Source organism: Candidatus Glassbacteria bacterium (genome assembly GCA_019456185.1).
GTDB lineage: Bacteria > Gemmatimonadota > Glassbacteria > GWA2-58-10 > GWA2-58-10 > JAJRTS01.
The window spans coordinates 1-23653 of sequence record VRUH01000002.1 but is presented as its reverse complement, the minus strand read 5'-3'; the positions used below and the strand labels follow the sequence as shown (position 1 = coordinate 23653).

Here is a 23653-nt window from a genome sequence, read left to right as displayed (position 1 = left end):
AGGGAGACAAATATGTTCAACGGAGTTGTCAGAGGACCGGGTCTGTTCGCAATTCTGCTGGCTCTGGCTGTTGCGGTTCCGGCCAGTGTGCGGGCTGAAACAATCCTGCGCGAGGATTTCGAGGACCTCTCGCTGGAGGGCAAGTGGGAAAAGCTGTCCGGGGACACCACTGAGGCCAATTTCGAGACCCGTCCCGAGCATGTGCGCTCGGGGAAAGCATCCTACCGGATCACCGCCCTGGAGCCGGAGCGGGAGGCTTACCAGATCCACGGCTACCAGTACCGTGAGGCGGACAGTTGGATCCGTACCTGGTTCCTGCCCGGCTACGACCAGGTTTACGTGCGCTGGTATGCCAAGTTCGCCGATGATTTCCGTCAGGGTCGCCAGATGCACTGGAGCGGCCTGCGCGGCTGCCGCACGGACAATCCTAACTCGGGATTCGGCAGGGCCGGCGAGCGTCCCACCGGCACGGACCGGTTTACCACCAGCGTGGAGCCGGCATTCACCGAGGGCCACGAGCCGCCGGGGCAGATGTGTTTCTACTCCTACTGGCCGGAGATGAAGCAGTCGGGCGACGGCAAGTATTGGGGCAACCGGTTCAGGGCCGACCCGCCGTTCTTCCTCGAGCGCGGCCGCTGGTACTGCTTCGAGATGATGGTCAAGTTGAACGAGCCGGGCCAACGCGACGGGGAACAGGCGCTGTGGGTGGATGGACGGAAAATAATTCACGAGAAAAACTTCCGCTGGCGCGACTCGGAAATCCTCAAGCTGAACCTCTGGAAATTCGGCCTCTATATCCACTACTCGGAGCAGGACTGCACCTACTGGGTGGATGACCTGGTGATCAGCACCGACTACGTGGGGCCGGAGGACTGAAATGCGGCGGGAGCAGGCGGTAACGGGCCGAATGGAGAGCGCCGGTGAATCCTTGCCGGGAAGGCTCCTCTACAGCGGATCCGCGATCAGCAGGACAGTGCGCAAACTGGCAGGGGAGATAAGCGCCAGGCTCATTGACACAACGCCGACTTTCCTGATTCTGCTCAAGGGTGCGGCCCGGTTCGCCGAGGATTTCCGGCAGCGCCGCCAGAAGACCGTTCCCGTCTGTTTTGCCATCACCGGGCGACTTAGAATAATAGTTCACGGCTTACAATAAAAATTGTCATTGTCAGAAAATATACAAATATGTCCACTTTTGTCAATACAAAAGTGGACATATTTGTCTACAATTAGTCGATATAAGAACTTGTGACGCCTTATTTCTCTGAGCCTGGAGGCATGCAATTTTAATCCCTCCGAGGAGGTGCCTCTGGCAATAAGCCTGCCGGGATTGCTATCCATCCCTTTGGCAACAATGCGGCCACCCAACCTGAGCGCCTGAATAAGGCGAAAGGAGACTCCATATGAGACACTTGGCAGCTTTGCTCACATTTGTGGCTGTTATTGCAGCGTTCCCCCCCCACGCAACAGCCGGCGACGTGGAGGATATCAAGGCCCAGATGCAGGACGTTCTGGTGGCATGGAGCAATGGCGATGTGGAAGCGATAGCCAGCACGGTCGATCCACACCGCACCGAGTTCGGAATTAAAGGTGTCCTCAGTGAGAAATACAACAAGCAAGCTATTCAGGCGTGGTTCGATAACGGCTTGAAAGTCAATCTTACCTGGCGGCATCTGGATGTGAAGGTCTACGGAAAAACCGCAGTTTTGACCGGCTATCTGAGTGGAATAATAGTGCATGCTCAGCCGGTGGGCGGAGTGGATGACACGACCTTGCGCTACAGCAGTGTCCATGTCAAGAAAAATGGCCAGTGGAAAACAGTACACGTGCATATTTCTCCGCTGTAAGGCTAAAAGCATGGATTGCTGTGCTGCAGGTAGAGTCAGGCAGAGACGCAGCATCAGCATGAATGAAGTCGCCTGGCGGGACGTTGGTAAAGGCAGCGCGCCGGGGGGTTACCTCCAGCGTACTGCCTTTGTCTGCTAGTTCAATCAATCGCTGACTGCTGACTTGATACAGCGGCTTGGGTAAATACCGGACGGTTCTGTTAGAAGCTGCCCGGTTTCAGCACAGATCTCCATCGAGAACCATTGAAATGGTTCGATCAACTCAAACCGAAATCCTCTTTTCTTACATTATTGCAGGACATATCACCTTGTTGCGGGCGGACCCATGTGTCCGCCCGAAAGGATGCCCCGATAGGATACGTTGGAAAAAAAGCCCGCGAACCGTCCGGTCCGCGGGTTTTGGTCTTTCTGTGTCTGCTGCTTTGGCTCAGCCTTCCTTGATCGCCGCGTTCAGCTCGACAATCATCTTCTTGCCGTCGCCGAAATACATCAGCGTGTTGTCGGCGGCGAACAGCGGGTTGGGGATTCCGGCGAAACCGGGGCTCAGCGAGCGCTTGATCACCACCACCGTTTTCGACTTGTCCACGTCGATAATCGGCATGCCGGCGATCGGGCTGCCCGGGTCGGTTCTGGCCACCGGGTTGACCACGTCGTTGGCCCCCAGCACGATACTCACGTCCACGTCGCCCAGCTCCGAGTTGGCCTGCTCCAGATCGAGCAGTCTCTCGTAGGGGATATTCGCCTCGGCCAGCAGGACGTTCATGTGTCCCGGCATGCGTCCGGCCACCGGATGGACCGCGAACTCGACCTTGACACCCCGCTCCTCGAGCAGGTTGTACAGGTCGTGGACAGGATGCTGGGCCTGGGCCACAGCCATTCCGTAACCCGGCACGATCATTACCCGCTGGGCGCTCTCCAGCACCATCGCCAACTCCTCGGCGCTGGTGGACTTGATCTTGCCCGCGTAGACATCGTCAGCCGCCGGGCCGGTGGTGACTTCCGCGCCCACACCGGCGAACATCACGTTGGCCAGCGAGCGGTTCATCGCCTTGCACATGATCTTGGTCAGGATCAGGCCGCTGGCTCCCACCAGCGAACCGGCGATAATCAGGCCGTTGTTGTTCAGCACGAAACCGGTGGCCGTGGCGGCCAGACCGGAATAGCTGTTGAGCAGGGCCACGACCACAGGCATATCGGCCCCGCCGATCGGGATCACCAGCAGTATGCCCAGTACGCTGGCGACTGCCACCAGGTACCAGTAGGCGGATATCGCAGAGGGATCGATAACGATCCAGGCTCCCAGTGCGAGCGCCGCCAGCAGGACAATCACGTTAATCACGTGCTGAGCTGGGAACAGGACCGGCTTGCTGCTGACCACGAATTCCTGCAGCTTGCCGAAAGCGATCAGGCTGCCCCAGAAAGTGACCGCGCCGATAATACCGCTGGCCGCGGTGGCCACAGTCATCTGGGTGCCGGTTGGAGCGCCGGTGATATTCGCTTCCATCAGCGCCGCTCCGGCGACAAACAGGCTGGCGCCGCCGCCGAAACCGTTGAATATCGCGACCATCTGCGGCATGCCGGTCATCGGCACTTTCACCGCCATAACCGCGCCGATCGCCGAGCCGACCACGACACCGGCGATAATCATCTCGTAACTGATAATATTCTGGTCGATCAGGGTGACCAGGATCGCAATCAGCATTCCCACCGCGCCGGTCAGGTTGCCCCTGACAGCGGTACGGGGGTGGGCCAGGCCCTTGAGGCCGAGGATAAACAGGATCGATGCGACCAGATACGCTATGTTTATGAAGGATTCTCTCATGACCTGCCCTATTTCTTTTGGAACATCTTCAACATGCGGTGGGTGACCAGAAAGCCGCCCACAACGTTGATGGTGGCGAATATGACGGCGCACAGACCCAACACGGTGGTGAGGGTGCTGTGCTGAGCTCCGGCCGAAATCAGCGCACCGATAAGAGTGATTCCGCTGATCGCGTTGGAGCCGGACATCAACGGCGTGTGCAGCGTGGGCGGGACCTTGGCGATCACCTCGAAACCCACGAAAATGCTCAGCGCGAAGATGGTTAGCGATATAACGAATGTTTCCATGGCTACTCTTCCTTCTCCTGTTCTGCCGACGTCTCCTGCTGGGCAGCTTTGGCAAGCGGCTGCATTCCCAGCAGTTCGCGTACCCGGCCGTTGACAACCTCGCCATCGGTGGTGAGCAGGGTCTCGGTTGTGATCTCGTCCGAGCGGTCTATCTGCAACTGGCCGTCGCTGACCAGGTGATTGAGAAAAGTAATAATGTTGCGGGAGTACATCTGGCTCGCGTGGAAGGGGACTGAGGCCGGCAGGTTGACCGTACCGATAATGGTCACGCCGTGCTCGACAACCGTTTCGTTGCTGCTGGTCAGTTCGCAGTTGCCGCCGCGCTCGGCGGCCAGATCGACAATCACCGACCCGGGCTGCATGCCCTTGACCATCTCGGCGGTGATCAGCACGGGGGCTTTCTTGCCGGGGACCGCCGCGGTGGTGATCACCACCTGGTTCTCGGCAACCACGCGGGTCATCATCTCACGCTGTCTGCGATAGAAATCCTCGTCCATCGCCTTGGCGTAGCCGCCCTTGTCCTCGGCTGTCTCGGTTTCAAGCTCCATTTCCACGAACTTGCCGCCCAGGCTTTCCACCTGCTCCTTGACCGCCGGTCGCACGTCGTATGCGCTCACGATCGCGCCGAGGCGTTTGGCGGTGGCGATAGCCTGCAGCCCGGCCACTCCCGCGCCGATAACGAACACCCGGGCGGCGCTGACCGTACCCGCGGCGGTCATCATCATCGGGAACATCCGCGGCAAGGTGTCGGCGGCCAGGATTACCGCTTTGTAGCCCGCCACCGAAGCCATCGAGCTGAGCGCATCCATGCTCTGCGCCCTGGTGATCCGGGGCATCAGCTCCATCGAGAATGCGTTGACCCTGCGCCCGGCGAGCTGTTTGACAGATTCGGCGGAGGACAGCGGATCGAAGAAAGCGATCACGCTCTGGCCCTCGCGGACCAGTTCCAGGTCATCCATCCCTTTTTCGGGATTGGCGCCGAACGCCTGGACCTGGACAATGATGTCGGCCTTGCCGAACACCTCGGCGCGGGACTGGAGCAGTTCCGCCCCTTTCTCCTGGTAGGCCTTGTCGAGGTAACCCGCCCGCTCGCCGGCTCCGGACTCGACTACTACGTCCAGTCCGGCTTTCTTGAGCATTGTCACCCCGTCCGGGATCACCGCAACCTGGCGCTGTCCCGGATAAGTCTCCTTGGGAATCCCAACAATCATTTAGCTAACCTGCTCCTTCAACAGTGGACACATGACAACCAATAAAAAAACGGAAAAGCCGCGGGGGTCGAACATACTTTCTGCAAACGATACAGCATGTGACATCCGCACATTTCCGTTCAGAGTTAGCAAATATAGACATGCGCCGGGATGGTCGCAAGTATTTTATTAGCAGTCGTAATATTCTAAGCTTTTAAAAAACAGTGACTTCCCGTGCAGTGTCCCGAAGATGTCAATTTTTCAAATCAGGGGGCAAGCCTTTCCAGTTGCCACTCCGCACCGTCGCGGGTGTAACGGAAGCGGTCATGCAGACGGTGCGGGCCCTGCTGCCAGAACTCGATTGCCGACGGCTTTATCCGGTAGCCTCCCCAGAACCCGGGAAGGGGAACATCGGTGCTGTCCCGGAACTTTTCCCGGTACTCCTCGAATTTCTCCATCAGCTCTTCACGCTCGGCCAGCGGGGAACTCTGATTGCTGGCCCACGCTCCGAGCCTGCTCTCCAGCGGCCGGTTGTCGAAATACCCTTTGCTCTCACGGCGGCTGGTCCTGGCTGCCTCGCCCTCGATCCGCACCTGACGGCCCATGGCGGGCCAGTGGAAAGTGAGCGCGCAGTGCGGATTGGCTTCCAGCTCGGCTGCCTTGCGGCTGTTGTAATTGGTGAAGACCACGAACCCGCGCTTGTCGAACCCTTTCAGCAGCACCATCCGCGCCGATGGTTTCCCGTCGGGCGTGGCGGTGGACAGGCAGCAGGTTTCGGGAAACTGCTGACCGGCCTGCGGGGCGTGATCGAACCAGCGCCCGAACTGCTCCACCGGGTCGGCGGACAGCCCGCCGATATCGAGGTAATTCCGTTCGCCACCGCTCACGACAGCCCCGCCGCCTCGGTCAGCTTGTGATAGCCCATTTCCCAGAACATGATCTCGAACTCGACACTGCGCTCGAAAATCTCAGACCAGCGCTTTTTCCCGGCCTCTGTAGCCTCCGCCCCGAAAGAATCGGTCAGCCCGCGCAGGTAAGCGACCAGCTCGGCCATCTCGGCGGACGAGTATGTTTCGATCCACTCACGGTAGCACTGCTCCTCGGGCAGGCCACGCTCGGCCAGCCGCCTGCCGACCTCGTAATAGCCCCAGGCGCAGGGGAGAAGCGCCACAACGCCGTCGGCAAACTCACCAGCTCCTGCGGTATTGAGCAGGTAGCTGGTATAGGCCAGGCAGAACGGGGCCGGTTTTACTTTTTCAAGCTGCTGCCTGTCTACCCCGAACTCCGCGCAGGTGCGCACGTGGAGATCCATCTCGTACTCCAGGGTGAGTGCCAGCAGGTCCTTGAACTTGCCCATCGTCTCAAGGTCCGGCGCCTTGGACGCCAGCAGGCCCAGCAGGCGGCAGAACTCGATCAGGTAGATATAGTCCTGTTCGAGGTAGAAGCGGTATTTATCCTTGGGCAGCGTGCCCAGGCCGATTTCTTTTACGAACGGATGCGTGTGCATCCGCTCCCATTTTTCTCCGCACGAGACGGCCAGTTGTTCAGAGAAACTCATGCCGTCACCCTCCTCTCCCCTCCACGGTGAGTCGGAATCAATGTCAACAGACGGGTTGGAATATATTTCAGGCGGAGGAAAAGGTCAATGCGGGGTCAGGCGATACTTGCCCGCAGAGCTGGTTCCAACTCCGGATACCGGAACTCGAACCCGTGGTCCAGCAGGCGCGTGGGCACGGCGCGGCAGCTCGCCAGCAGGAGTTCTTCAGCCATCCGGCCCAGCAGCAGCCGCAGGAGCGGAGCGGGGAGGGGGAAACCCGCCGGACGGCGGAGCACTGAGGCCAGCGTGCGGGTAAATTCGCGGTTCTCGACAGGGTTGGGCGCAACAGCGTTGACCGGACCGCTGATTTCGTCGGTTGTCAGGCAGAACTCGATTGCCCGCGCTACATCACTTAACTCGATCCAGCCAAGCCACTGGCAGCCAGTTCCAAGCCGTCCGCCGACACCCAGCCGGAAAGCGGGGAGCATGGTTTTCAGCGCGCCGCCCTGGCCGGAGAGCACCATCCCGATTCGCAGGTTTACAACCCTGACGCCGATCTCCCGCAGCGGCGCGCAGGCGCCTTCCCAGCCCCGGCAGACTGTCGCCAGGAAATTGTCCCCGGCCGGCGAGTTTTCGTCGAGAATTTCCTCGCCGCGGTCGCCGTAGAACCCGGTGGCGCCGGCGCAAACAAACACGCGGGGCGGCGAGTCTAGTTTGCAGAGCTTGCGGGTCAGAAAGGCAGTGCCCTCCACCCGGCTTTCCTCGATCTGCCGCATTTTCTTTCGGTTCCAGCGCAGGGTGGCGATACTGTCGCCGGCCAGATGGACGACCGCATCCGCGGTTTCCAGTTTCTCCACTTCCAACTCGCCCTGCCTGTAGTCCCAGAAGGCTGCATCGCTACCGGCCTGCCTTCGATCGCGTACCAGAGGCAGCACTATGCATCCGCTTTGAGCGGCAAGGTCGCGGAAAGCCCTGCCCAACAGGCCGGAGGCACCAGTTACTGCTATTTTCATGCCTTCCAGCGACATGATGTTTCTCCCGGGGTAGACGGCTTTTCCAACCATCATAACAGGCCGGTGACATGTGGGCAAGAGATGATATTGCTGGCTTGATTTCACTACCGGTGGTATAATCTCCCTAGTATTTCTTTGTTTGTTCCTCACGATGTTTCCTGCCGTATCCGGCTGCGGTTCAGGAGCCGGAAAGGGAGTTACTCCTTGAACGCCAGCGGTTCTCACAGGGAGGGCCGGCCGATAAGGGTGGCGGTGGCCGGGGGTGGACCGGCCGGGACGTTTTTCGCCTACTGTCTGCTCAAGGAGGCTGCCAGGCGCGGCAGGGCGGTAGAGGTAACCATATTTGAACCCAAAACTTTCGAGCGTCGGGGCGCTTCCCACTGCAATTACTGCCAGGGCGTGATCAGCGACGGGCTGCTGGGGGAAATGAAGAAGCTGGGACTGTGGATTCCCGAGCAGGTGATCCGGGCCAGGATCAAGAGCTACAGCCTGGTTACCCTGGGCGGCGAGGTCAGGCTCCCCGTACCCGATGGCCAGCATGTCTTCACAGTATTCCGCGGCCACGGACCGGTCGAGGAGAGCGAGGGAGCGATCAGTTTCGACCAGTTCCTGCTGGACAAGGCTGTCCAGTGCGGAGTAGTCAAAAAAGCGCTGCGGATCGACAGGGTGACGATTGTCCCCGGCAGCGACAACCCGGTCACGATTATCGACTATCACGGCGGAATCCACCAGGCCGATATGATTATCGGCGCCTATGGCGTCAATTCCGACCTGGGCGAGCAGTTCGAGGAACTGGGTTTCGGTTACAGACGGCCGGCCACGGACAGCGCCCTGCAGGCCGAGTTCCGTTACGGTTCGGATGTTGACGGGAAACCGGGACAGGAGATCAGGATATTCGCCCTGGGCCTGCCGCAGATCAGGTTTGCCGTGGTCACGCCCAAGCGCAGCCACGCCACTGTTTCGTTGATCGGGGAGCACCTGGGCTCCCGGCACATGGAGCGTTTCCTGGCCCACAGCCAGGTGGCCGGCAGGCTGTCGTCGCGGGCGGGCGGCAAGTGCTCGATGCGCTGCAGTTGCGCCCCGCTGATGCCGATCGGCGACGGCGGCACCCTGGCGGCGGCCCATTGCCTGATTATCGGTGATGCGGCCGTGTCGCGCTACTATAAAAACGGGATCGAAAGCGCCCTTCGCTCCGCGGAGATTGCCGCCGGCGTGCTGGTTGAGCACGGCCCCTCCAATGGCGCGGCGCTGGAGCGGCATTACTCGCGGCGGGTGAAACGGATTTTCGGCACCGACAATTTTCTGGGCCGCGTGCTGTTCGACCTGCACGACAGAATATACCGGATCAGATCGGTAGCGGCTGGGTATCTGGCTATCGCCCGGGGTGATTTCGGGATCACCGGCCACAGCCGCCGCAAGCTGCGCTGGATACTGTGGAACATGTTCACCGGCGACGCCACTTACAGCAGGATTTTCCTCAATTGCCTGGACCCGATCCTGCTGGCTAGGATCGTGGTTGTCTCACTTAAAATGCGTTTGTTCACGGGCACGATGGAACGGGACAGGGACGCGGACGAAAATGACCGGTAAAGCCGACAGATTAAAGGTGCTGATCGCCGGCGGCGGCCCTGGCGGTTGTTCGTGCGCCCTGTCGCTGGCGAGATTGGGCGCACAGCTGGGGCGGGAACTGGACGTGGTCCTGTTCGAGCACAAGCATTTCGGTATACATTACAACCAGTGCATGGGTGTGCTCAGTCCGCCGATCGAGACGATCATGAGAGACTGTCTCGGGATCAGTCTGCCCGGCGAGCTTATCCAACGCCAGATCGAGGGTTACTGGCTGCACTCGGAAAACAGCAGCATCCGTCTGACAGACAACTCATCGCCAAAGCCCGGGCATTCGGTGGCCACCCGGCGGGTGCTCCTGGACCGTTTCCTGTTCACGCAGGTCCGCGAGGCCGGAGTCGAGGTCTACGGCAACAGGGTGAGCGATATTGAATTCAGCGACGGGGGAGTGCGGGTCTACACCGAGGGAGGCAGTTTCAAGGGCGATATTCTGGTCGGAGCGTTCGGGCTGGACCGTCAACTGGCCGATATCCTGCAGCGTCGCACCGGCTACCGCGCACCCGATTTCCTGGAAACGGTGATCACCAAGATCCACCCGGGTCAGCGGCATGTCGATAATTTCGGCAATGATATCCACGCCTTCCTGCTCTCCGATCCGGCTATCGAATTCGCGGCGCTGACGCCCAAGGGCAACCATATTACCGCACTGGTCGCGGGCCGTCATGTGACCAGCGACACGCTCCGCGCTTTCCTGGCGTCTGATGTATGCAGCTCGCTGGTGGATTTCCCGTACAACATCGAAGATATCTTCAAAGGCAGCTTCCCGATCTGCCCGGCCCGGAAATTCTACGGCGACAATTATATCACGGTCGGCGACAGCGCCGGCCTGGTACGGCCGTTCAAGGGCAAGGGGATCAACACGGCCCTGCTCAGCGGGTGGTATGCGGCCAGGAGCATTCTGGAGCGTGGTGTGAGCCGTCAGGCCCTGAGCCAGGTGGAACTCGATTTCGCTGAGCAGATCGGCGATCTATGGTACGGCCGGGCGGCCAGGCTGATGACCGGGGTGATGACCCGCTTTTCCCTGCTGGATCCGGTTATCGAAGTCGCCCGCACGAGCCCGGCTCTGAGCCAGGCCCTGTTCGACAGTGTCTCCGCCCAGGACACCTACCGCAACATTATCGGGCGGATCACCGGTTCGCCAGCCACGGTGGCCGCGCTGGGACTGGAAACTGTACGCTGGTTCCTCAACAGCCGCTCGCGCAAAAAAACTTGACCACCGAATAATACGATCTGAAACAATTGGAGAACGCTTTAAACATGGCGGAACCTCGCTGTCAATTTTTCGGCCAATGCGGCGGCTGCAGCTTTCAGCACGTGGATTATGCTGACCAGGTGGAAAACAAGCGCCGCCAACTGGTCAACGCAATCGGGCATGAAGATATCAGGCTATTTACCGGCAGCGAATACAACTACCGAAACCGAATGGACCTGGTGTTCCACTCCGGCGGAATCGGCCTCCGGCGCAAGGGCTCCTGGCACCAGATTGTCGATATTCCCCGCTGCGAGATCGCAACCGGGAAAATAAATACCCTGGTGGAGGAGGTCCGGAGTTTCTTTACCGGAGTCGATTACTTCAATCTCAGGAAAAACAGCGGAACTTACAGGTACGCGGTTGTCCGGACTCCCGGCGGGGACTCCTCTGTCTCGATCGTGCTCAACGCCGACTCCACGAAGCTGCTGCAGGCCCGTGAGAAAATCTCCGAGTTCGCCGAACGGACCTCGGCCCGTAACGTGCTGATTACCTACGTGCCGCACAAGACGGACATGAGTATCTCCGCGGATTACTACGTGGTCAAGGGAAGCGATGAGCTTCAATCGGTAATCCAGGGCAGGGAATTCACGTTCAACGCCCAGGGTTTTTTCCAGAACAACGATGAGATGATCGAGGCGATGCAGGCCTACGTGCGCGAAATCTTCCGGCGCTGCGACACGGCCGGCACCCACCTGGTGGACCTCTACGGCGGAGTGGGCACGTTTGGAATAATCAACGCCGATCTGTTCGAGCGGGTGAGTGTGGTCGAGAGTTTCCCCCAGGCGGTGGTCTCGGCCCGCAGGAATATCGAGGCCAATGGAGCCGGCAACGTGCATGCTCTGGAACTCGACGCCAAGCGGTTGAAAAACGCCGAGCTGCCCGGCAGGCTGACCTTTATCACCGATCCGCCGCGCAGCGGGATGAACCCCAGGACTATCACCGCGCTGACCCGGCTGGCGCCGGAGCTGATTGTTTACGTGAGCTGCAATGTCAAGCAGTTGGGCAGGGACCTGAAAAAATTCAGCGACTACCGGATCGCCTCGGCGGCCCTGTTCGACTTTTTCCCCCACACGCCTCACAGCGAGGCGGTGGTGGAACTGGTGCGCGAGGGTGAAACGGGCGGGGATGAAGCTGATTGACCGGTGGTTAAATCGGAGATATTTTGATTCTCTAAACAAGCACGGTAAAATAAGCCGGGGTGGTGGAACTGGCAGACACAAGGGACTTAAAATCCCTTGCCACTAAGTGGCGTGCGGGTTCGAGCCCCGCCCCCGGCACCAAGTAAAGGCGCACTATTCCTGTATTTGAGCAGGGTAGTGCGCTGTCTTGCTTAAAGAGCATGTTATCGGAAATTATCAGAAATATACCGCTCATCCCCACATCGGCGGGAATACAGCGGGGATGAGATTGAGAAAAAAAGATGTCTGTAGTCGGGAACAATTCGGATGGAATTCTGTTGAAAAATCATTTTAGCGCGAGTTCAAGTCTCCTCTGCCCTGGCAACTATTTAAAGGTTCAATTGAATAGGGAGTGGATTTGGCTCGACTGTAATCTCAAATGTTTTATATCACACACACGTAGTACAGTTTCTGGAATGAAGGTAACAATATAGAGAATAAAGGGCACTCAACGACCAATTTAGTCTAAAGCAGATTCGGGTCAAAATTCTTAGGTACTATCTGGGAAGCGAGATATAGTAATGCCCTGTCATCGGAGGATAGATGCTCCACAACTTGAGTCCAAACATTCATCTTAATCTTTCCTGAAGGTACTATTACTCGTGCTTTTTCCCATATTTTTAAAAGAACTTTGCCACAGTTAGTATCTGTCGTCAAGTGAGGTGCTTTATTTAGGACCATCATTCGGAAATGATCTGTTAGATTACTAGCCCACCACTGTGCTACTAATTTCTTTGTAATTCTATTGGCAGGTAAAGCTTCCTCACTTAAATCGGGTAAGTTGGATCGATATTTGTAGCCCTGAAGATCGCCTGACGTAACCGAAACCACTTTGTGACGATGTCCACTACCCATCATCATTGCAAACCAGATCGTAACCGTCTGATGTTCATCGACAACACTAAAGTGACAATTATCATGGCTTTCCATCATTTTTAAATATTCGTTCAATTGATCGGCAACGTTTATCGCTCGGGCCAAACAGCTAGGTTTGCCAGATTCATCTTTATAACCATTTGGATTTCTCAAATAAAATAAGATACCACCATGGCATAAAACCGCACCATGTATATGTCCACAGTTTGGCATATTACAATGTTCACCTCTGGAGCATGAATTTCTGTCATTGCATTTTAAACAATGGAAATCAGTACAGCCGTCAATTGCTCCGGCTTGATACATTTTCATGTGACTCATTTGCCCATGAATGGCTGGTGTGCAGAGGGGAAGCATCAAAAAGAGAAGTACAACCTTGATTATTGATCTCATGTTTCTCATTTCAATTACCTTCCTAACGCCATAGAGTTCAAATCCATAAGGAATTTTGAAATCATTTTTGGGCATATCCTTAAAACTTAGCTACCATTATCAAACATGCTTTTTTTCCACTTGGGAATCTTTATAAGATCATTCATTGTATGTCCTGAATTATCCATAGAATCGACCATTCGGATACCAGACGGATTAATATTCATCATATGCATCGTTCCACCAATGACCATGCAGTTAGATTCAAAAATTTGACTGCCCACAGTTGCTTTGGCAATTAAAATACGTTTTCCTTGGAGTATACCTGTAAACGACCAACCGTCACCAGGCTGGATGTGCATATTTTCCATATAATCCATACCTTTGTGGTGCTGTACTTGAACTTCAAAACTTTTTTTTGTCATGTTGTGCACCATAATTTGACCGTGCATTGCTTCCGAGTTCGGACAAACGGAATAAGGAAGCCCGCGAGGACAAACTATTGGTGGCTTTGTTTCCCCCTCAACAATTACTATCGGTTGATTTGTAATGGCAAACCAGATAACTGCGCCTATTAAGGCTAAAAGCAGGACTGAAATTACTCCAAACTGTAATTTGTTCATCCTAATCTCCCTGTAGAGTAAATTATAATAGGGCTACACACTTGACTCCTGAATCCAAGTTCTTATAAAATAAGTGCAAAATCTGGATGCACTCTATACCCGATTAAAAGCGTTTACTCCAAAAAATCATGCATTTTCTCCTATTCTGATTGTATTCATGTAACCCTATTAATGTCAAGAAAAGAATTTTTTACTATGTTTTTTGAGAAGTTTCATCCCGCATTTACAATATAAATCGGTATTCATCATATCAAAATTGATATTAGATTGATCTGCTTCAAAAACGGTGTCGATAAATATATAATGCTCGGGAATATTGGCGGTGTTTGGTTTGAATTAAAAATGCTGAATAATATTATAAATTGCATAAATAAGCCGGGGTGGTGGAACTGGCAGACACAAGGGACTTAAAATCCCTTGCCACTAAGTGGCGTGCGGGTTCGAGCCCCGCCCCCGGCACCAGCTTAAATGCCGTATCACCCTGTACTTAAAAGGTGGTACGGCATTTTTGGTTGGTAACCAAATGCTCGGAAATGCCCACTCTTACGCGGATATCCGCACTGCTGGAAGTGAAAATTCTTGTGGACCGGATGGGCCGGATGCAACTGTGGACATTGAATACGTTGGAACTTAAATTCACACGGTTCCTGTAAAATGAAATAAATGTAAACGGATTGAGCTATGGCAGCCGCGGCTACAAATATTTCGTTCAAACCGGAAGATATAATCATCCGGGAAAACACGCCGGGAGGCAGCGCCTATATTATCCTCAAGGGCAGGGTGGAGGTCAGCAAGGTGATCGACGGCCAGCGGGTTGTGCTGGATTCTCTGGGCCCGGGCAGTATCTTCGGCGAAATGTCGCTGATCGACGGCCGACCGCGATCGGCCACCGTAACCGCGCTGGAAAGCACTCAGCTCAGCATCGTGGACAAAGCCCGTTTCCAGGCTATCCTCAACGCAATTCCCCGCGAGGTCCGGCCGCTGTTTTCCTCGCTCAGCGAGCGACTGCGCCACACCAACAAACTTGTCAGCGCCCTCTACCAGCGGAATCGATTGATCTACAGCGCCTATTCAATGCTCAGTTTCATGCTGGGATCGATCGGTGAGCGCAAAGCCGGGGTCATATCGGTGGAGCTGGAGGAAGTCGTTTACGAGGCCTGCCGGGTGCTGGCGGTGGACAGGGAGCGGCTCGAGGAAGTCTATCTGGCTCTGGGCGGAACTCCCCTCGCGACTGTTGACAACTCCAGCGATGAAACGAAACTCGTTGTCGGCGACCCGGAAATGCTGGCCGCGTTTGTCGATTACCTCGCGGAGAAACTGAGCTACATTCCGGGTTTCCCGCCACCGTCCAGGAAATTCACCACCCTTTCCGATAATGCGCAGCAGGTGCTTTTCTACCTTCGCAATGTCGCCGGCAACCTTCCGGAGGACAAACACGGCTACTGCCACTACGATTTCGACAAGTACGTCAAGGACACAACCAGCAAGCAGAGCATGGGTGTCAAGGACGTTATCATTACCCTGCAAAACCTTTCGGCAGCAGGACATGTCCGGCTGGAGAAATTCAGCGTGGAGGTCCAGAACAAGGCAATAGTCTTCCGCGCCCGCGATCTCTCGAGCGCGCAGATGGTGATGCTGCAGGCCGAGGAATTCGACAGGATTTACGAATCGCTCTAGAACGGGATCGCAGCTTTTTTTCTCAACGCCTTGAATATGAGAATCAGGCGTATTATCATTACCCTGCGTCTGAATTGTCGGTTAATTCCGGGAAACTTAATTCGGGAGGCGGGATGGTCACCTTGACGTCGAACAAGACAGCGCTCGACACCGGTTCGGATAAGTTCGGTGAACTGCGGGAGTCAATCGACATTGCCGGTGACCCCTCGGCCCTCAGGGCGCGGATCGAGGAGGACGGTTACCTGCTGATTCGCGGCGGACTTGACCGCGACCAGGTGATGGCCGCCCGCCGTGAAATACTGCAAAAGCTGGATAGAGTGGGCGAGATAGATCGGGAGTATCCGCTGATGGACGCTGTCTGCTCCGGTTTATCGCGACGGGGCGAAGGCGACCAGGACGAGTTTCTCAAATCGCTTCGCACCGGCGATGAGGTCCGCAAGCTGGTCCGCCAGGGACGGCTGAACAAGTTCTACCAGCAGTTTTTCGGCCGCGAGATCAGGCCGCTCGATTATATCTGGGTGCGCACGGTGCCGGTGGGCGGATTCACGGGAATCCACTACGACTGGGTTTACATGAGCCGCGGCAGCAGGAGGCTGCATACAACCTGGATCCCGGTGGGCGACGTACCCAGGGACAACGGCGCGCTGCTGATCCTCGAAAACAGCCATCGCCAGGAAGAGCTCAAGCAGACCTACGGGCAGCTCGATGTCGACCGGGACCGGGACAATAACCCGTATGGCGGTGCCGTGGGCGGGTGGTACAGCGAAGATGCTGCTACGGTCCGGAACGAACTTGGAGGCCGCTGGCTGACCACGGATTTCAGGGCGGGAGATATGCTGGTATTCGGGATGTGGACCCTGCACTGCTCGCTGGATAACAACTCGCCGGAGAACAGGCTGCGGATCACGGTCGATGCCCGCTACCAGCCGGCCGATGAACCCGCCGATGAGCGCTGGGTGGGCGCCGATCCGGTAGGACACGCGGCGCATTGACCGGCTAGCGGATACCGAAACAAGACAATAGCGACGGCGGGGGATTTTTCCTCCGCCGTTTTGCTTCTTAACCGCTTGACATGCGATAGTGACTGCCGGCTTGCTCTCATTGACAGCCGGTGCCGCCGGGTACTATCCTGTTCAATTGTTGGAATCAGCGGCAGGTTGCCGGCAGGCATTTTCCCGGAGGCGCTAGAATTGAAGTATTATCAGTTTGCCAGACTGATCGGGGAGATCATCCCGCGGCTGGAGGGTGCGCGGGCGCAGAAAGTATTCCAGCCGGGGGATTTTTGCGTTCAGGTGGAACTCTATACCGGCGAGCGGACCGAGTACCTGACTGTCCGTACCCGTCCGGGGCAGGTCGCATTGTACCTGGCGGCCGCACGCAGCGGGGCCAGGGGGGAGGCTGCCAGCGACCTGGCGATGAAACTGCGCTCCCGGCTTAGCGGCGCGGTCTGCGTTAAGGCGGCCCAGGCCCCCGGCGACAGGGTGCTGCGGCTGGATTTCCACTCGGCGGCCGGGGAGAGCGTCGTGGTGATCGAGCTGTTCGGGATCGGCGGGAACCTGTACCTGCTCGATGAGCAGGGCAAAGTTGCGGCGGTGCTGGACCATAAAGCGGCCTCATCGCGCAACCTGCTCCCCGGCGCCGGATATGGGTTTCCCGAGCCGCCGCCGGAAACCTCTTCCGCGCCGACCGGTAAGCTCGATCCGATTGCGCAGTTGTGCGAAAAAGAAGGTCTTGAATCCTACAACCGGGCCGCCGAGCTGTATTACGAGCAGATAGCTTCCGGAGACAGTCTCGAGCGGGACAGGGCCGGAGTCAGGCGAGTGCTTTCCAGGCGGCGCAAGCGGCTGCAGAAACTGCTCGATGATTTCCGCATGGCGCTGGATCAGGCGGATAAGGCCGATTGGTACCGCGAGTGCGGCGAAATCCTGGCGGCTAATTTCAAAAACGTGTCCAGGGGACAGTCGCACGTGCGTCTGCCGGATTTCTACGCCGCTAAACAGGATCAACTGCGCGATATCCCGCTCGTTGAAAAACTCCCCCCCCAGCACAACATGGAGCGTTATTTCAGGAAGAGCAGGAAACTCAAATGCGCTGCCGCTTATGCGCTGGAGCACATGGATCGGGCGGAACGTGATCTGAACCGGGTTGTCGAGCTGGAGGCTTCGCTGGAAAAGGCGGAGAGCCGGGAAGAGCTGGAGCAGGTTGCCCGCGATGCCGGACTGGACAGCGTGGAAAGTTCCGGTCGGAGCAGGGGCAGGAAAACGCAGGAGCGCAGGCAGCCCTATCGCAAATTTACGGCGGCCGACGGCAGCGTGATCATGGTTGGAAGAGGAGACAGGGATAATAATGAATTGACTTTTAAAATCGCCAACGGCCGCGATCTGTGGCTCCATGCAGCCGACTCTGCCGGTTCGCATGTCGTGCTGGTCTGCGGCCGCGAGGGGAACTGGAGCCACGAGGCGCTGCTCGACGCCGCCCAGCTGGCGGCCCATTACAGCTCGCTCAAGGGCGAGCCGGCTGTCGATGTGAGCTACACCCGGCGCAAGCATCTCAGCCGGCCGCCGAACGCCGCCCCGGGCCTGGTGACCATGGCTGACCGCAAGACCATTCGGGTCAGAATCGACCGGAAGCGGCTCGCGCGTCTTCACGAAAAAGACTAGCTTCAAGCCAACGGTGCATGCCGCTGTAAAGCCGGCTGAGAGGACTGAGCTTCATCCGCTCCGGCGTATTTGATTGGAACAATCTTTAGGCTGTGGGATATTCCCCTGTGATACAGGCCCGGGTGAGATGAGTTATTACCGGCGGATTTTATGCTGAGGAGTGTGGGAGACCAGATGAGGGCGATTTCCGGCTGTCCGGCTGCTGCGCTGCTTACGGCGGCCGTTATCTTTTCCAGCGGCTGGCTGGCGGCTCAGGACGGCGAGACGGACTGGGGCGCGAAAGTGGGTCAGGGATTGAGAACCGCCTGGAACGTGTCCCGTCAACCGGGCGGCGCCCTGCTGAGTTCGGTGAAAACCAAGGGCAATATCGCCAGGGTGCTGGTGGTGTTCGACGGCCCGCCGCAGCCGCTGCCCGGCTTCAGGATGATGGGGTCCGGAGGAAATGTCGCAGCCGGTCTGCTCGACCTGGACTACCTCCCGCAACTGGCCTCGGCCTCGAACGTGCGCTATATCCGCTCCGAACGGATTTACTACCCCAACGACGATCCGGGCGTACTTTCGGTGCGCGCCCCGCGGACCCGTACCCGCCTGGGGATCACCGGCCGGAATGTCCTGCTGGGCGTGGTGGACACGGGAATCGACTGGGACCACCCCGACTTTTTAGACAGCGGGGGCAATTCGCGGATCGAGGCTGTTCTGGACCTCAGCGAGCCGCCGGACAGCCTGGCTGACGGCGACCTGGGCGAAGCCGGTCCGTACGGCGGTATCGTGGTTTACCGCCAGATGATCGATGCGGCGCTGGCCGGGCAGGGAACGATCCGCGAGAAAGATTTTGTCGGCCACGGGACCCATGTGGCCGGCACCGCCGCGGCAAGCGCCTCGCCCGATACGATCAACTCCCTGGGCGGAGTGGCCCCCGGCGCGATGCTGGTGGGGATCAAGGCCACCAGCACGCCGCGTGACTCCTCGTTCAGTGATTTCAACATCCTCAACGGCATCGCGTTTCTCGATTCCCTCGCATTTTTCCGCGGCTTGCCCTGGGTCGCCAACCTGAGCCTCGGCAGCGTTCTGGGTTCTCATGACGGGACCGATCCGCTGGAGATTTTCCTTGCCAGGTTCGTTAGAAATCCGCAACGCGGGAAAGCGATAGTTGTCAGTTCAGGCAACTCGCGCAACAAGGCCCTTCACTCCAGCGGCAATTTCGCCACGGCCGGTACTGACAGCATGGTGCTTGAGTTGAACCTTACCGGCGGACAAGCGGGTGACGACTACGTGGCGATGGAGATCTGGCTGTATCCCGGCGTGAAATTCGACATCTACGCACCAGACAGCACCCTGCTGGGCTCGCTGGCCGACGGTGATACACTGGTCGAAGTCACCGACCACGGAGTACTGTTTGTCGAGAACGCCCGCGGCGGAGCGCACCCGCTGGCCGGCGGCAGGCTGATCTCCTGTACGATCACCGATCTGGGTGCCACGAACCAGGACACCGCCGACGGCAACATCCATCTTTCAACCGGCACATGGCGGTTCGTCCTGCACTCCGATACCGGGTCGTGGGACGCCTATGTCACCTCGAATTACGGCCTCGGCTCGCGGTTTAGCTCCCACGTTGTTGAAACGGGTACGGTCAACGTACCGGGGACCAGTCCGGACCTGATTACAGTGGGAGCCTATAACGCGCGTACCGGCTGGTGGTCGCTCAGCGGAGGCGCGGGGTCGCTGGGTGCAAACCTGGGCACGTACGCACCCGGCACGCTGACCTATTTTTCCAGCCTCGGGCCTACCCGCGACGGCCGGATGAAACCGGAGATCACTGCTCCGGGACGCTGGGTGCTCGGCTCTTTAAGCCGCGATTCATGGCCGCTGGACGAGCCCCTGTCCATTTTCGCCAGTCCCTATTCGGTATATCCGCAGCTGTTGATTGCCACCGACAGTGTCCACGCCGCCAGCCAGGGGACGAGCTTTTCGGCACCCCACGTGGCCGGAGTGGTGGCTCTGTTGCTGGAGGTGGACCCGACCCTGACCAACGCCCGGATAAGGTATATCCTGACTTCCACTGCGGCCACGGACAGCCAGACTGTGGATGCGCCGGATAATTTCTGGGGGTACGGCAGGGTTAACGCGGCGGGTGCGGTGGCCGAGGCGCTCGGGATCGAGACCGACACGGTCCGGTTGACCGCGAGGGCCGACCCGCCGGACACGGTGCGGACCGACACCCTGCGCTACACGGTAACCGCCGATTTCAGCGGATCGCTCCAGGCGGTCGAACACTTCCGGATCAGGGTTTCGTGGCCTCCGCAGTCGCTGCGGGTCCGCGAGCCGCTCGACACGCTGATCGCGGGCGGCTCGGTCGTTCTCAGCCCGGACACGGATTCCCTCTCCGAAGGCGTGCTTACCTTCAAGGGCCGGGTCTCGGGCGTCCCCCCGGATTCGGTTGTGCTGGTGACGGCTGAATTCGGCGCGGTCAGCCTGGCCGAGGCCGACAACGTGCTGATCCGCTGCGATGTGCTGGAAATGAGCGGCGACCTGGCCGGCGGTAGTATCCTGTCCAGTCTCGCCGTGTCTCAGGCCGGGTCCGTCAGCCTTCGGGTGAAGGATATCTGCCTGCTGGCCGGGGACCTCGACAGCAACGGGGTTGTGAACGTGTTCGACCTGCTGGAACTGCTCAAGGTCATTACCGGCAAGCGCGAGCAATCGCTCTGCTCCGACCTGGACGCCAACGGCGGGACCGACATTTTCGATCTGCTGGAATTGCTGAGGAAAATGAAAAATGACTGACTGGCGCTCAGGCCAGCAGTGTGTGCTCCAGCAGGATTTTCGCGCCGATCCCGATCAGGATCAGCCCGCCGGCTATTTCCAGATAGCGCGAATTTGTTACCCGGAGCCGGTTGCCGAAATACATCCCGAACAGGGTGAAGCCGGCTGCGACAATCCCGATCACGACACTCGGCAGCAGGATCGGCACGGCCATCACGGACAGGCTCAGTCCCACCGCCAGGGCGTCGATACTGGTCGCAACCGAAAGAAGCACCAGCCAGCGTCCGCGTGTGGGGTCGCCCCCTCCGAACGGCTGCTCGTCCCCGCTGCCGCCCTTCAGCATCCTGGCACCGATTACCGCCAGCAGCCCGAACGCTACCCAGTGGTCGAAGTCGCGGATATAGCTCTCGACTGTCGTGCCGGCGGCCCATCCCAGGATCGGCATCATGAACTGGAACAGACCGAAATGGAACGAAAGGCGGAAGAACTGCCTGAGAGAATTCCATTGGAATCTCAGGCTGAGGCCCACGGACACTGCCAGCGCATCCATCGCCAGGGCCACGGCCAGCAGGATGATCGATGAAGGACTCAAGGATGATTCTCCGGGTCTCGAAACTTATCTCTCGGATTCACTCGCCATAAAAAAAGCCACCCGGACCAAGACGGGCCGGGTGGCTTTGGCCTGCCCTTACTCTTCCAGGTCCATCTTAACAGCCTTGCGTAATCCCCTAGTGATAATCACGTAATAAGTACACCCGACCAGCATCCAGTAGGATACGTATTTAAGCACGTCGGTGTTCAGGCTGAGGAAAATCAAGCCGATCACGAGCATTCCCAGCGCGGGCATCAGGAAATACCGCCACACTTCAAACACACCGAAATTCTCCGGGCGCTTACGGATCAGATACTCGAACAGCACGCTCAGGTTAACCGCGAAGAATCCCAGGAACGCGCCGTAGTTGAGCACTTCGGCCGCACGCTCGAAATTGAGCAGGAACGCCAGCACAAAGCTGACCACGGCGATCAGCAGCAGGTTGTAGGCGGGGATTTTTTTCCTGGGGCTCAAGTAGCTGAAAAACTTGCGTGGCAGCACACCGTCGCGGCCCATGCCGTACATCAGCCGCGCGGCCGCGGTCTGGCTGGCCAGGGCGCAACTGAGCCCGGCCACGATCATGATCGCGAACACGAAGTAGTAGAAGAACGTGCCACCGATCCGCTGGCTGATCAGCAGCACGGCGCTCACGTCACGCGGCAGTTCGCTGAAGTTGGGCCACACCATCTGGGACAGGTAGGCCACTATCACGAAAATAAACGCGCAGAGAACCGCCACCAGGATAGTGGCCCGGCCGATGTTGACCCGCGGGTTTTCCACTTCCTCGGCCAGTGTAGAGACCCCGTCGAAGCCCACGAAGCTGAACACCGCTATCGAGGCCCCGGACATGATCAGCGTAAAGCTGAAAGTGTCGGGGTTGAAAAACGGCTTGGTGGAGAGCAGCGTGGCCTCGCCTTCACCGTTGAGCAGAGCTATCACCGCGAAAACGACAAAAAGAATCGCCGCCAGAATCATCGCCGCGGTCATGATCGTGTTGGCGCTGGCGGTAACCTTAATGCCGAAGAAGTTGATGCCGGTCATGAACACCACAAAACTGAAAATCCAGACCCAGGATGGAATCTCGGGCAGCCAGGACACCGACTGGGTGATCTGTACGCACAGATCGCGCACAGCGATAACGCTCAGCAGCGGCACCAGCATGTAGGTCATAAACAGCGCCCAGCCGACCACGAACCCGATATGAGGGTGGATCGCCCGGTAACTGTAGGAGTATGCCGAGCCGGAAAGCGGATGGCGGTAGGCCATCTTGGCGTAGCTGGTAGCGGTGAAAAACAGGGCGATAAACGCGACCACGTAGGTGCTGGCCAGGTGGCCGGCGGTAACGATCGCCACGATACCCAGCATAGGAAACGGCGCGGTGGGCGTGACATAGGCCAGACCATAGGTCACCAGGTGCCTGAGTTTCAGCACGCGCTTGAATTCCTGCTTGTAACCGTAAGAACTTAACGTGTCATCCTGCGGTTGCCCTGCGATGTTTTCTGCCAATGCTGCCTCCTTATGTGGCTTGACTGCCGATACAGCCGGTCCGGGTAACTCGCGGAATATTAACCCGGCGGCCGGGGCGAATCAAGTAAAAGCTTTCCGGGCGTTGGCAAAGGATGTTTACAATCCGCCGGAGGTATTGTACAATTGTGAATCGGTACCACAGCCCGCGCACGCCGGACAGGGATTGTCCTGCGCGCCTATTCACCAGCGCCGATGAGGGGCGAGAGCTTGATCCGCTATGAGGATGTTGCCGCCGCCGCAGGGCGGATAAGGGACGCAGCCAACCGCACTCCCGTTTTTACCTCCCGCACCCTCGACAATATCAGCGGTGCACGGGTCTATCTCAAATGCGAAAATTTGCAGCGTGCCGGCGCATTCAAATTCCGCGGCGCATTCAACGCCTTGAGCATGCTTTCTGCTGTGGAGAAATCCGCGGGCGTGGTTACTCACAGCAGCGGTAATCACGCCCAGGCCCTGGCGCTTGCGGCCCGTGAGGCGGGAGTGCGGGCGGTGATCGTAATGCCCGGCGGCAGCCGCAGAGTTAAGGTGGATGCGGTCCGCGGCTACGGCGCCGAAGTCGTGCTCTGTGAAAATACGCTCGACTCGCGCGAAAGTACCGCCGAGGGACTGATCGAGCGCGAGGGACTCTCGCTGGTGCACCCCTATAACGATGAGCGGGTGATGGCCGGGGCTGGAACCGCCGCCAGGGAGCTGATCGAGGAGGTGGGGGAGCTGGACCTGGTGCTGGCCCCGGTGGGCGGAGGCGGGCTGCTCTCGGGCACGTCGGTGAGCGTCAAGCACCTCTGTCCGGACGCCGCGGTTTGGGGCGTGGAACCCT

21 protein-coding genes and 2 tRNA genes are annotated in these 23653 nt (G+C 58.2%); 13 read left to right on the top strand and 10 right to left on the bottom strand.

All coding sequences use genetic code 11. From position 1 onward, the window contains the following. The first annotated feature begins 12 nt into the window (after positions 1 to 12). From FVQ81_01105 to FVQ81_01095, 3 genes are all read left to right on the top strand, one after another. Entirely contained in the window at positions 13 to 876 is an 864-nt protein-coding gene (locus FVQ81_01105) for a hypothetical protein (GenBank protein ID MBW7995171.1), read from the top strand. A gap of 31 nt (positions 877 to 907) precedes the next feature. Then, on the top strand, positions 908 to 1153 hold the full coding sequence (locus FVQ81_01100; GenBank protein MBW7995170.1) for a hypothetical protein: 246 nt from the start codon (positions 908 to 910) through the stop codon (positions 1151 to 1153). A 247-nt stretch (positions 1154 to 1400) separates the two neighbouring features. Next, positions 1401 to 1844, top strand: coding sequence for a nuclear transport factor 2 family protein (locus FVQ81_01095; GenBank protein ID MBW7995169.1), 444 nt, complete (start codon positions 1401 to 1403; stop codon positions 1842 to 1844). Positions 1845 to 2271: 427 nt separating this feature from the next. On the opposite strand, the gene FVQ81_01090 is transcribed toward FVQ81_01095, so the two are convergent. The 6 genes from FVQ81_01090 to FVQ81_01065 all read right to left on the bottom strand — a co-directional run bounded on the left by FVQ81_01090 (position 2272) and on the right by FVQ81_01065 (position 7693). Next, positions 2272 to 3666 carry an NAD(P)(+) transhydrogenase (Re/Si-specific) subunit beta gene (locus FVQ81_01090; GenBank protein ID MBW7995168.1) on the bottom strand — a complete coding sequence of 465 codons (1395 nt, stop codon included), beginning with the start codon at positions 3664 to 3666 and terminating at the stop codon, positions 2272 to 2274. 8 nt (positions 3667 to 3674) lie between these two features. Next, positions 3675 to 3953 (bottom strand): NAD(P) transhydrogenase subunit alpha, encoded by a 279-nt coding sequence (locus FVQ81_01085; protein ID MBW7995167.1) that lies wholly within the window; start codon positions 3951 to 3953, stop codon positions 3675 to 3677. Between the two features lie 2 nt (positions 3954 to 3955). Next, the gene (locus tag FVQ81_01080; protein MBW7995166.1) at positions 3956 to 5164 is read right to left on the bottom strand and encodes a Re/Si-specific NAD(P)(+) transhydrogenase subunit alpha; all 1209 of its coding nucleotides are present in this window, start codon (positions 5162 to 5164) and stop codon (positions 3956 to 3958) included. Positions 5165 to 5409: 245 nt separating this feature from the next. Continuing rightward, a complete protein-coding gene (gene pdxH, locus FVQ81_01075) occupies positions 5410 to 6030 on the bottom strand; it encodes a pyridoxamine 5'-phosphate oxidase (protein MBW7995165.1) in 621 nt (206 codons plus the stop codon). After that, positions 6027 to 6701, bottom strand: a complete 675-nt coding sequence (gene tenA, locus FVQ81_01070; GenBank protein ID MBW7995164.1) for a thiaminase II — start codon at positions 6699 to 6701, stop codon at positions 6027 to 6029. The genes pdxH and tenA overlap by 4 nt, the downstream gene beginning before the upstream one ends. Before the next feature lie 95 nt (positions 6702 to 6796). Continuing rightward, positions 6797 to 7693: a TIGR01777 family protein gene (locus FVQ81_01065; GenBank protein ID MBW7995163.1), complete on the bottom strand. Its 897-nt coding sequence runs from the start codon at positions 7691 to 7693 to the stop codon at positions 6797 to 6799. Positions 7694 to 7897: 204 nt separating this feature from the next. Here FVQ81_01065 and FVQ81_01060 point away from each other — a divergent pair, with 204 nt between their 5' ends. From FVQ81_01060 to FVQ81_01045, 4 genes are all read left to right on the top strand, one after another. Beyond that, positions 7898 to 9283, top strand: a complete 1386-nt coding sequence (locus FVQ81_01060) for a hypothetical protein (GenBank protein ID MBW7995162.1) — start codon at positions 7898 to 7900, stop codon at positions 9281 to 9283. Then, complete coding sequence (locus tag FVQ81_01055) at positions 9273 to 10532, top strand: NAD(P)/FAD-dependent oxidoreductase (protein ID MBW7995161.1); 1260 nt, start codon at positions 9273 to 9275, stop codon at positions 10530 to 10532. The genes FVQ81_01060 and FVQ81_01055 overlap by 11 nt, the downstream gene beginning before the upstream one ends. 44 nt (positions 10533 to 10576) lie before the next feature. Further along, positions 10577 to 11710, top strand: a complete 1134-nt coding sequence (gene rlmD, locus FVQ81_01050) for a 23S rRNA (uracil(1939)-C(5))-methyltransferase RlmD (protein ID MBW7995160.1) — start codon at positions 10577 to 10579, stop codon at positions 11708 to 11710. A gap of 53 nt (positions 11711 to 11763) precedes the next feature. Further along, positions 11764 to 11851, top strand: a tRNA-Leu gene (locus tag FVQ81_01045). Positions 11852 to 12214: 363 nt separating this feature from the next. On the opposite strand, the gene FVQ81_01040 is transcribed toward FVQ81_01045, so the two are convergent. Both FVQ81_01040 and FVQ81_01035 read right to left on the bottom strand, forming a co-directional pair. Beyond that, positions 12215 to 13093 carry a hypothetical protein gene (locus FVQ81_01040; protein ID MBW7995159.1) on the bottom strand — a complete coding sequence of 293 codons (879 nt, stop codon included), beginning with the start codon at positions 13091 to 13093 and terminating at the stop codon, positions 12215 to 12217. Between the two features lie 11 nt (positions 13094 to 13104). Next, complete coding sequence (locus tag FVQ81_01035) at positions 13105 to 13620, bottom strand: hypothetical protein (protein ID MBW7995158.1); 516 nt, start codon at positions 13618 to 13620, stop codon at positions 13105 to 13107. 374 nt (positions 13621 to 13994) lie between these two features. On the opposite strand from FVQ81_01035, the gene FVQ81_01030 reads away from it, so the two are divergent. From FVQ81_01030 to FVQ81_01010, 5 genes are all read left to right on the top strand, one after another. Then, positions 13995 to 14082 (top strand) — tRNA-Leu (locus FVQ81_01030). 219 nt (positions 14083 to 14301) lie between these two features. Then, a complete protein-coding gene (locus FVQ81_01025; protein MBW7995157.1) occupies positions 14302 to 15297 on the top strand; it encodes a cyclic nucleotide-binding domain-containing protein in 996 nt (331 codons plus the stop codon). A gap of 113 nt (positions 15298 to 15410) precedes the next feature. After that, on the top strand, positions 15411 to 16289 hold the full coding sequence (locus FVQ81_01020) for a phytanoyl-CoA dioxygenase family protein (protein ID MBW7995156.1): 879 nt from the start codon (positions 15411 to 15413) through the stop codon (positions 16287 to 16289). Between the two features lie 198 nt (positions 16290 to 16487). Further along, on the top strand, positions 16488 to 17957 hold the full coding sequence (locus FVQ81_01015) for a DUF814 domain-containing protein (GenBank protein ID MBW7995155.1): 1470 nt from the start codon (positions 16488 to 16490) through the stop codon (positions 17955 to 17957). 150 nt (positions 17958 to 18107) lie between these two features. Beyond that, complete coding sequence (locus FVQ81_01010) at positions 18108 to 20738, top strand: S8 family serine peptidase (GenBank protein ID MBW7995154.1); 2631 nt, start codon at positions 18108 to 18110, stop codon at positions 20736 to 20738. A 7-nt stretch (positions 20739 to 20745) separates the two neighbouring features. Here the strand turns inward: FVQ81_01010 and FVQ81_01005 are convergent, their stop codons facing one another. Together FVQ81_01005 and FVQ81_01000 are read right to left on the bottom strand one after the other, a co-directional pair. After that, entirely contained in the window at positions 20746 to 21309 is a 564-nt protein-coding gene (locus tag FVQ81_01005) for a manganese efflux pump (GenBank protein MBW7995153.1), read from the bottom strand. A gap of 96 nt (positions 21310 to 21405) precedes the next feature. Beyond that, complete coding sequence (locus FVQ81_01000; protein MBW7995152.1) at positions 21406 to 22815, bottom strand: APC family permease; 1410 nt, start codon at positions 22813 to 22815, stop codon at positions 21406 to 21408. A 213-nt stretch (positions 22816 to 23028) separates the two neighbouring features. Between FVQ81_01000 and FVQ81_00995 the strand changes: the two genes are divergently transcribed. Then, positions 23029 to 23653, top strand: a 625-nt coding sequence (locus FVQ81_00995; protein MBW7995151.1) for a pyridoxal-phosphate dependent enzyme, incomplete at its 3' end; no start/stop codon positions are given.

What these genes read in the sequence shown, in the direction of transcription:
- FVQ81_01040 (MBW7995159.1), bottom strand. Translation starts at nt 13,093, where the DNA reads ATGCCCAAAAATGATTTCAAAATTCCTTATGGATTTGAACTCTATGGC.
- FVQ81_01055 (MBW7995161.1), top strand. Translation starts at nt 9,273, where the DNA reads ATGACCGGTAAAGCCGACAGATTAAAGGTGCTGATCGCCGGCGGCGGC.
- FVQ81_01095 (MBW7995169.1), top strand. Translation starts at nt 1,401, where the DNA reads ATGAGACACTTGGCAGCTTTGCTCACATTTGTGGCTGTTATTGCAGCG.
- FVQ81_01010 (MBW7995154.1), top strand. Translation starts at nt 18,108, where the DNA reads ATGCTGAGGAGTGTGGGAGACCAGATGAGGGCGATTTCCGGCTGTCCG.
- FVQ81_01035 (MBW7995158.1), bottom strand. Translation starts at nt 13,620, where the DNA reads ATGAACAAATTACAGTTTGGAGTAATTTCAGTCCTGCTTTTAGCCTTA.
- FVQ81_01090 (MBW7995168.1), bottom strand. Translation starts at nt 3,666, where the DNA reads ATGAGAGAATCCTTCATAAACATAGCGTATCTGGTCGCATCGATCCTG.
- FVQ81_01025 (MBW7995157.1), top strand. Translation starts at nt 14,302, where the DNA reads ATGGCAGCCGCGGCTACAAATATTTCGTTCAAACCGGAAGATATAATC.
- FVQ81_01080 (MBW7995166.1), bottom strand. Translation starts at nt 5,164, where the DNA reads ATGATTGTTGGGATTCCCAAGGAGACTTATCCGGGACAGCGCCAGGTT.
- rlmD (MBW7995160.1), top strand. Translation starts at nt 10,577, where the DNA reads ATGGCGGAACCTCGCTGTCAATTTTTCGGCCAATGCGGCGGCTGCAGC.
- FVQ81_01100 (MBW7995170.1), top strand. Translation starts at nt 908, where the DNA reads ATGGAGAGCGCCGGTGAATCCTTGCCGGGAAGGCTCCTCTACAGCGGA.
- FVQ81_01085 (MBW7995167.1), bottom strand. Translation starts at nt 3,953, where the DNA reads ATGGAAACATTCGTTATATCGCTAACCATCTTCGCGCTGAGCATTTTC.
- FVQ81_01065 (MBW7995163.1), bottom strand. Translation starts at nt 7,693, where the DNA reads ATGAAAATAGCAGTAACTGGTGCCTCCGGCCTGTTGGGCAGGGCTTTC.
- FVQ81_01105 (MBW7995171.1), top strand. Translation starts at nt 13, where the DNA reads ATGTTCAACGGAGTTGTCAGAGGACCGGGTCTGTTCGCAATTCTGCTG.
- tenA (MBW7995164.1), bottom strand. Translation starts at nt 6,701, where the DNA reads ATGAGTTTCTCTGAACAACTGGCCGTCTCGTGCGGAGAAAAATGGGAG.
- FVQ81_01020 (MBW7995156.1), top strand. Translation starts at nt 15,411, where the DNA reads ATGGTCACCTTGACGTCGAACAAGACAGCGCTCGACACCGGTTCGGAT.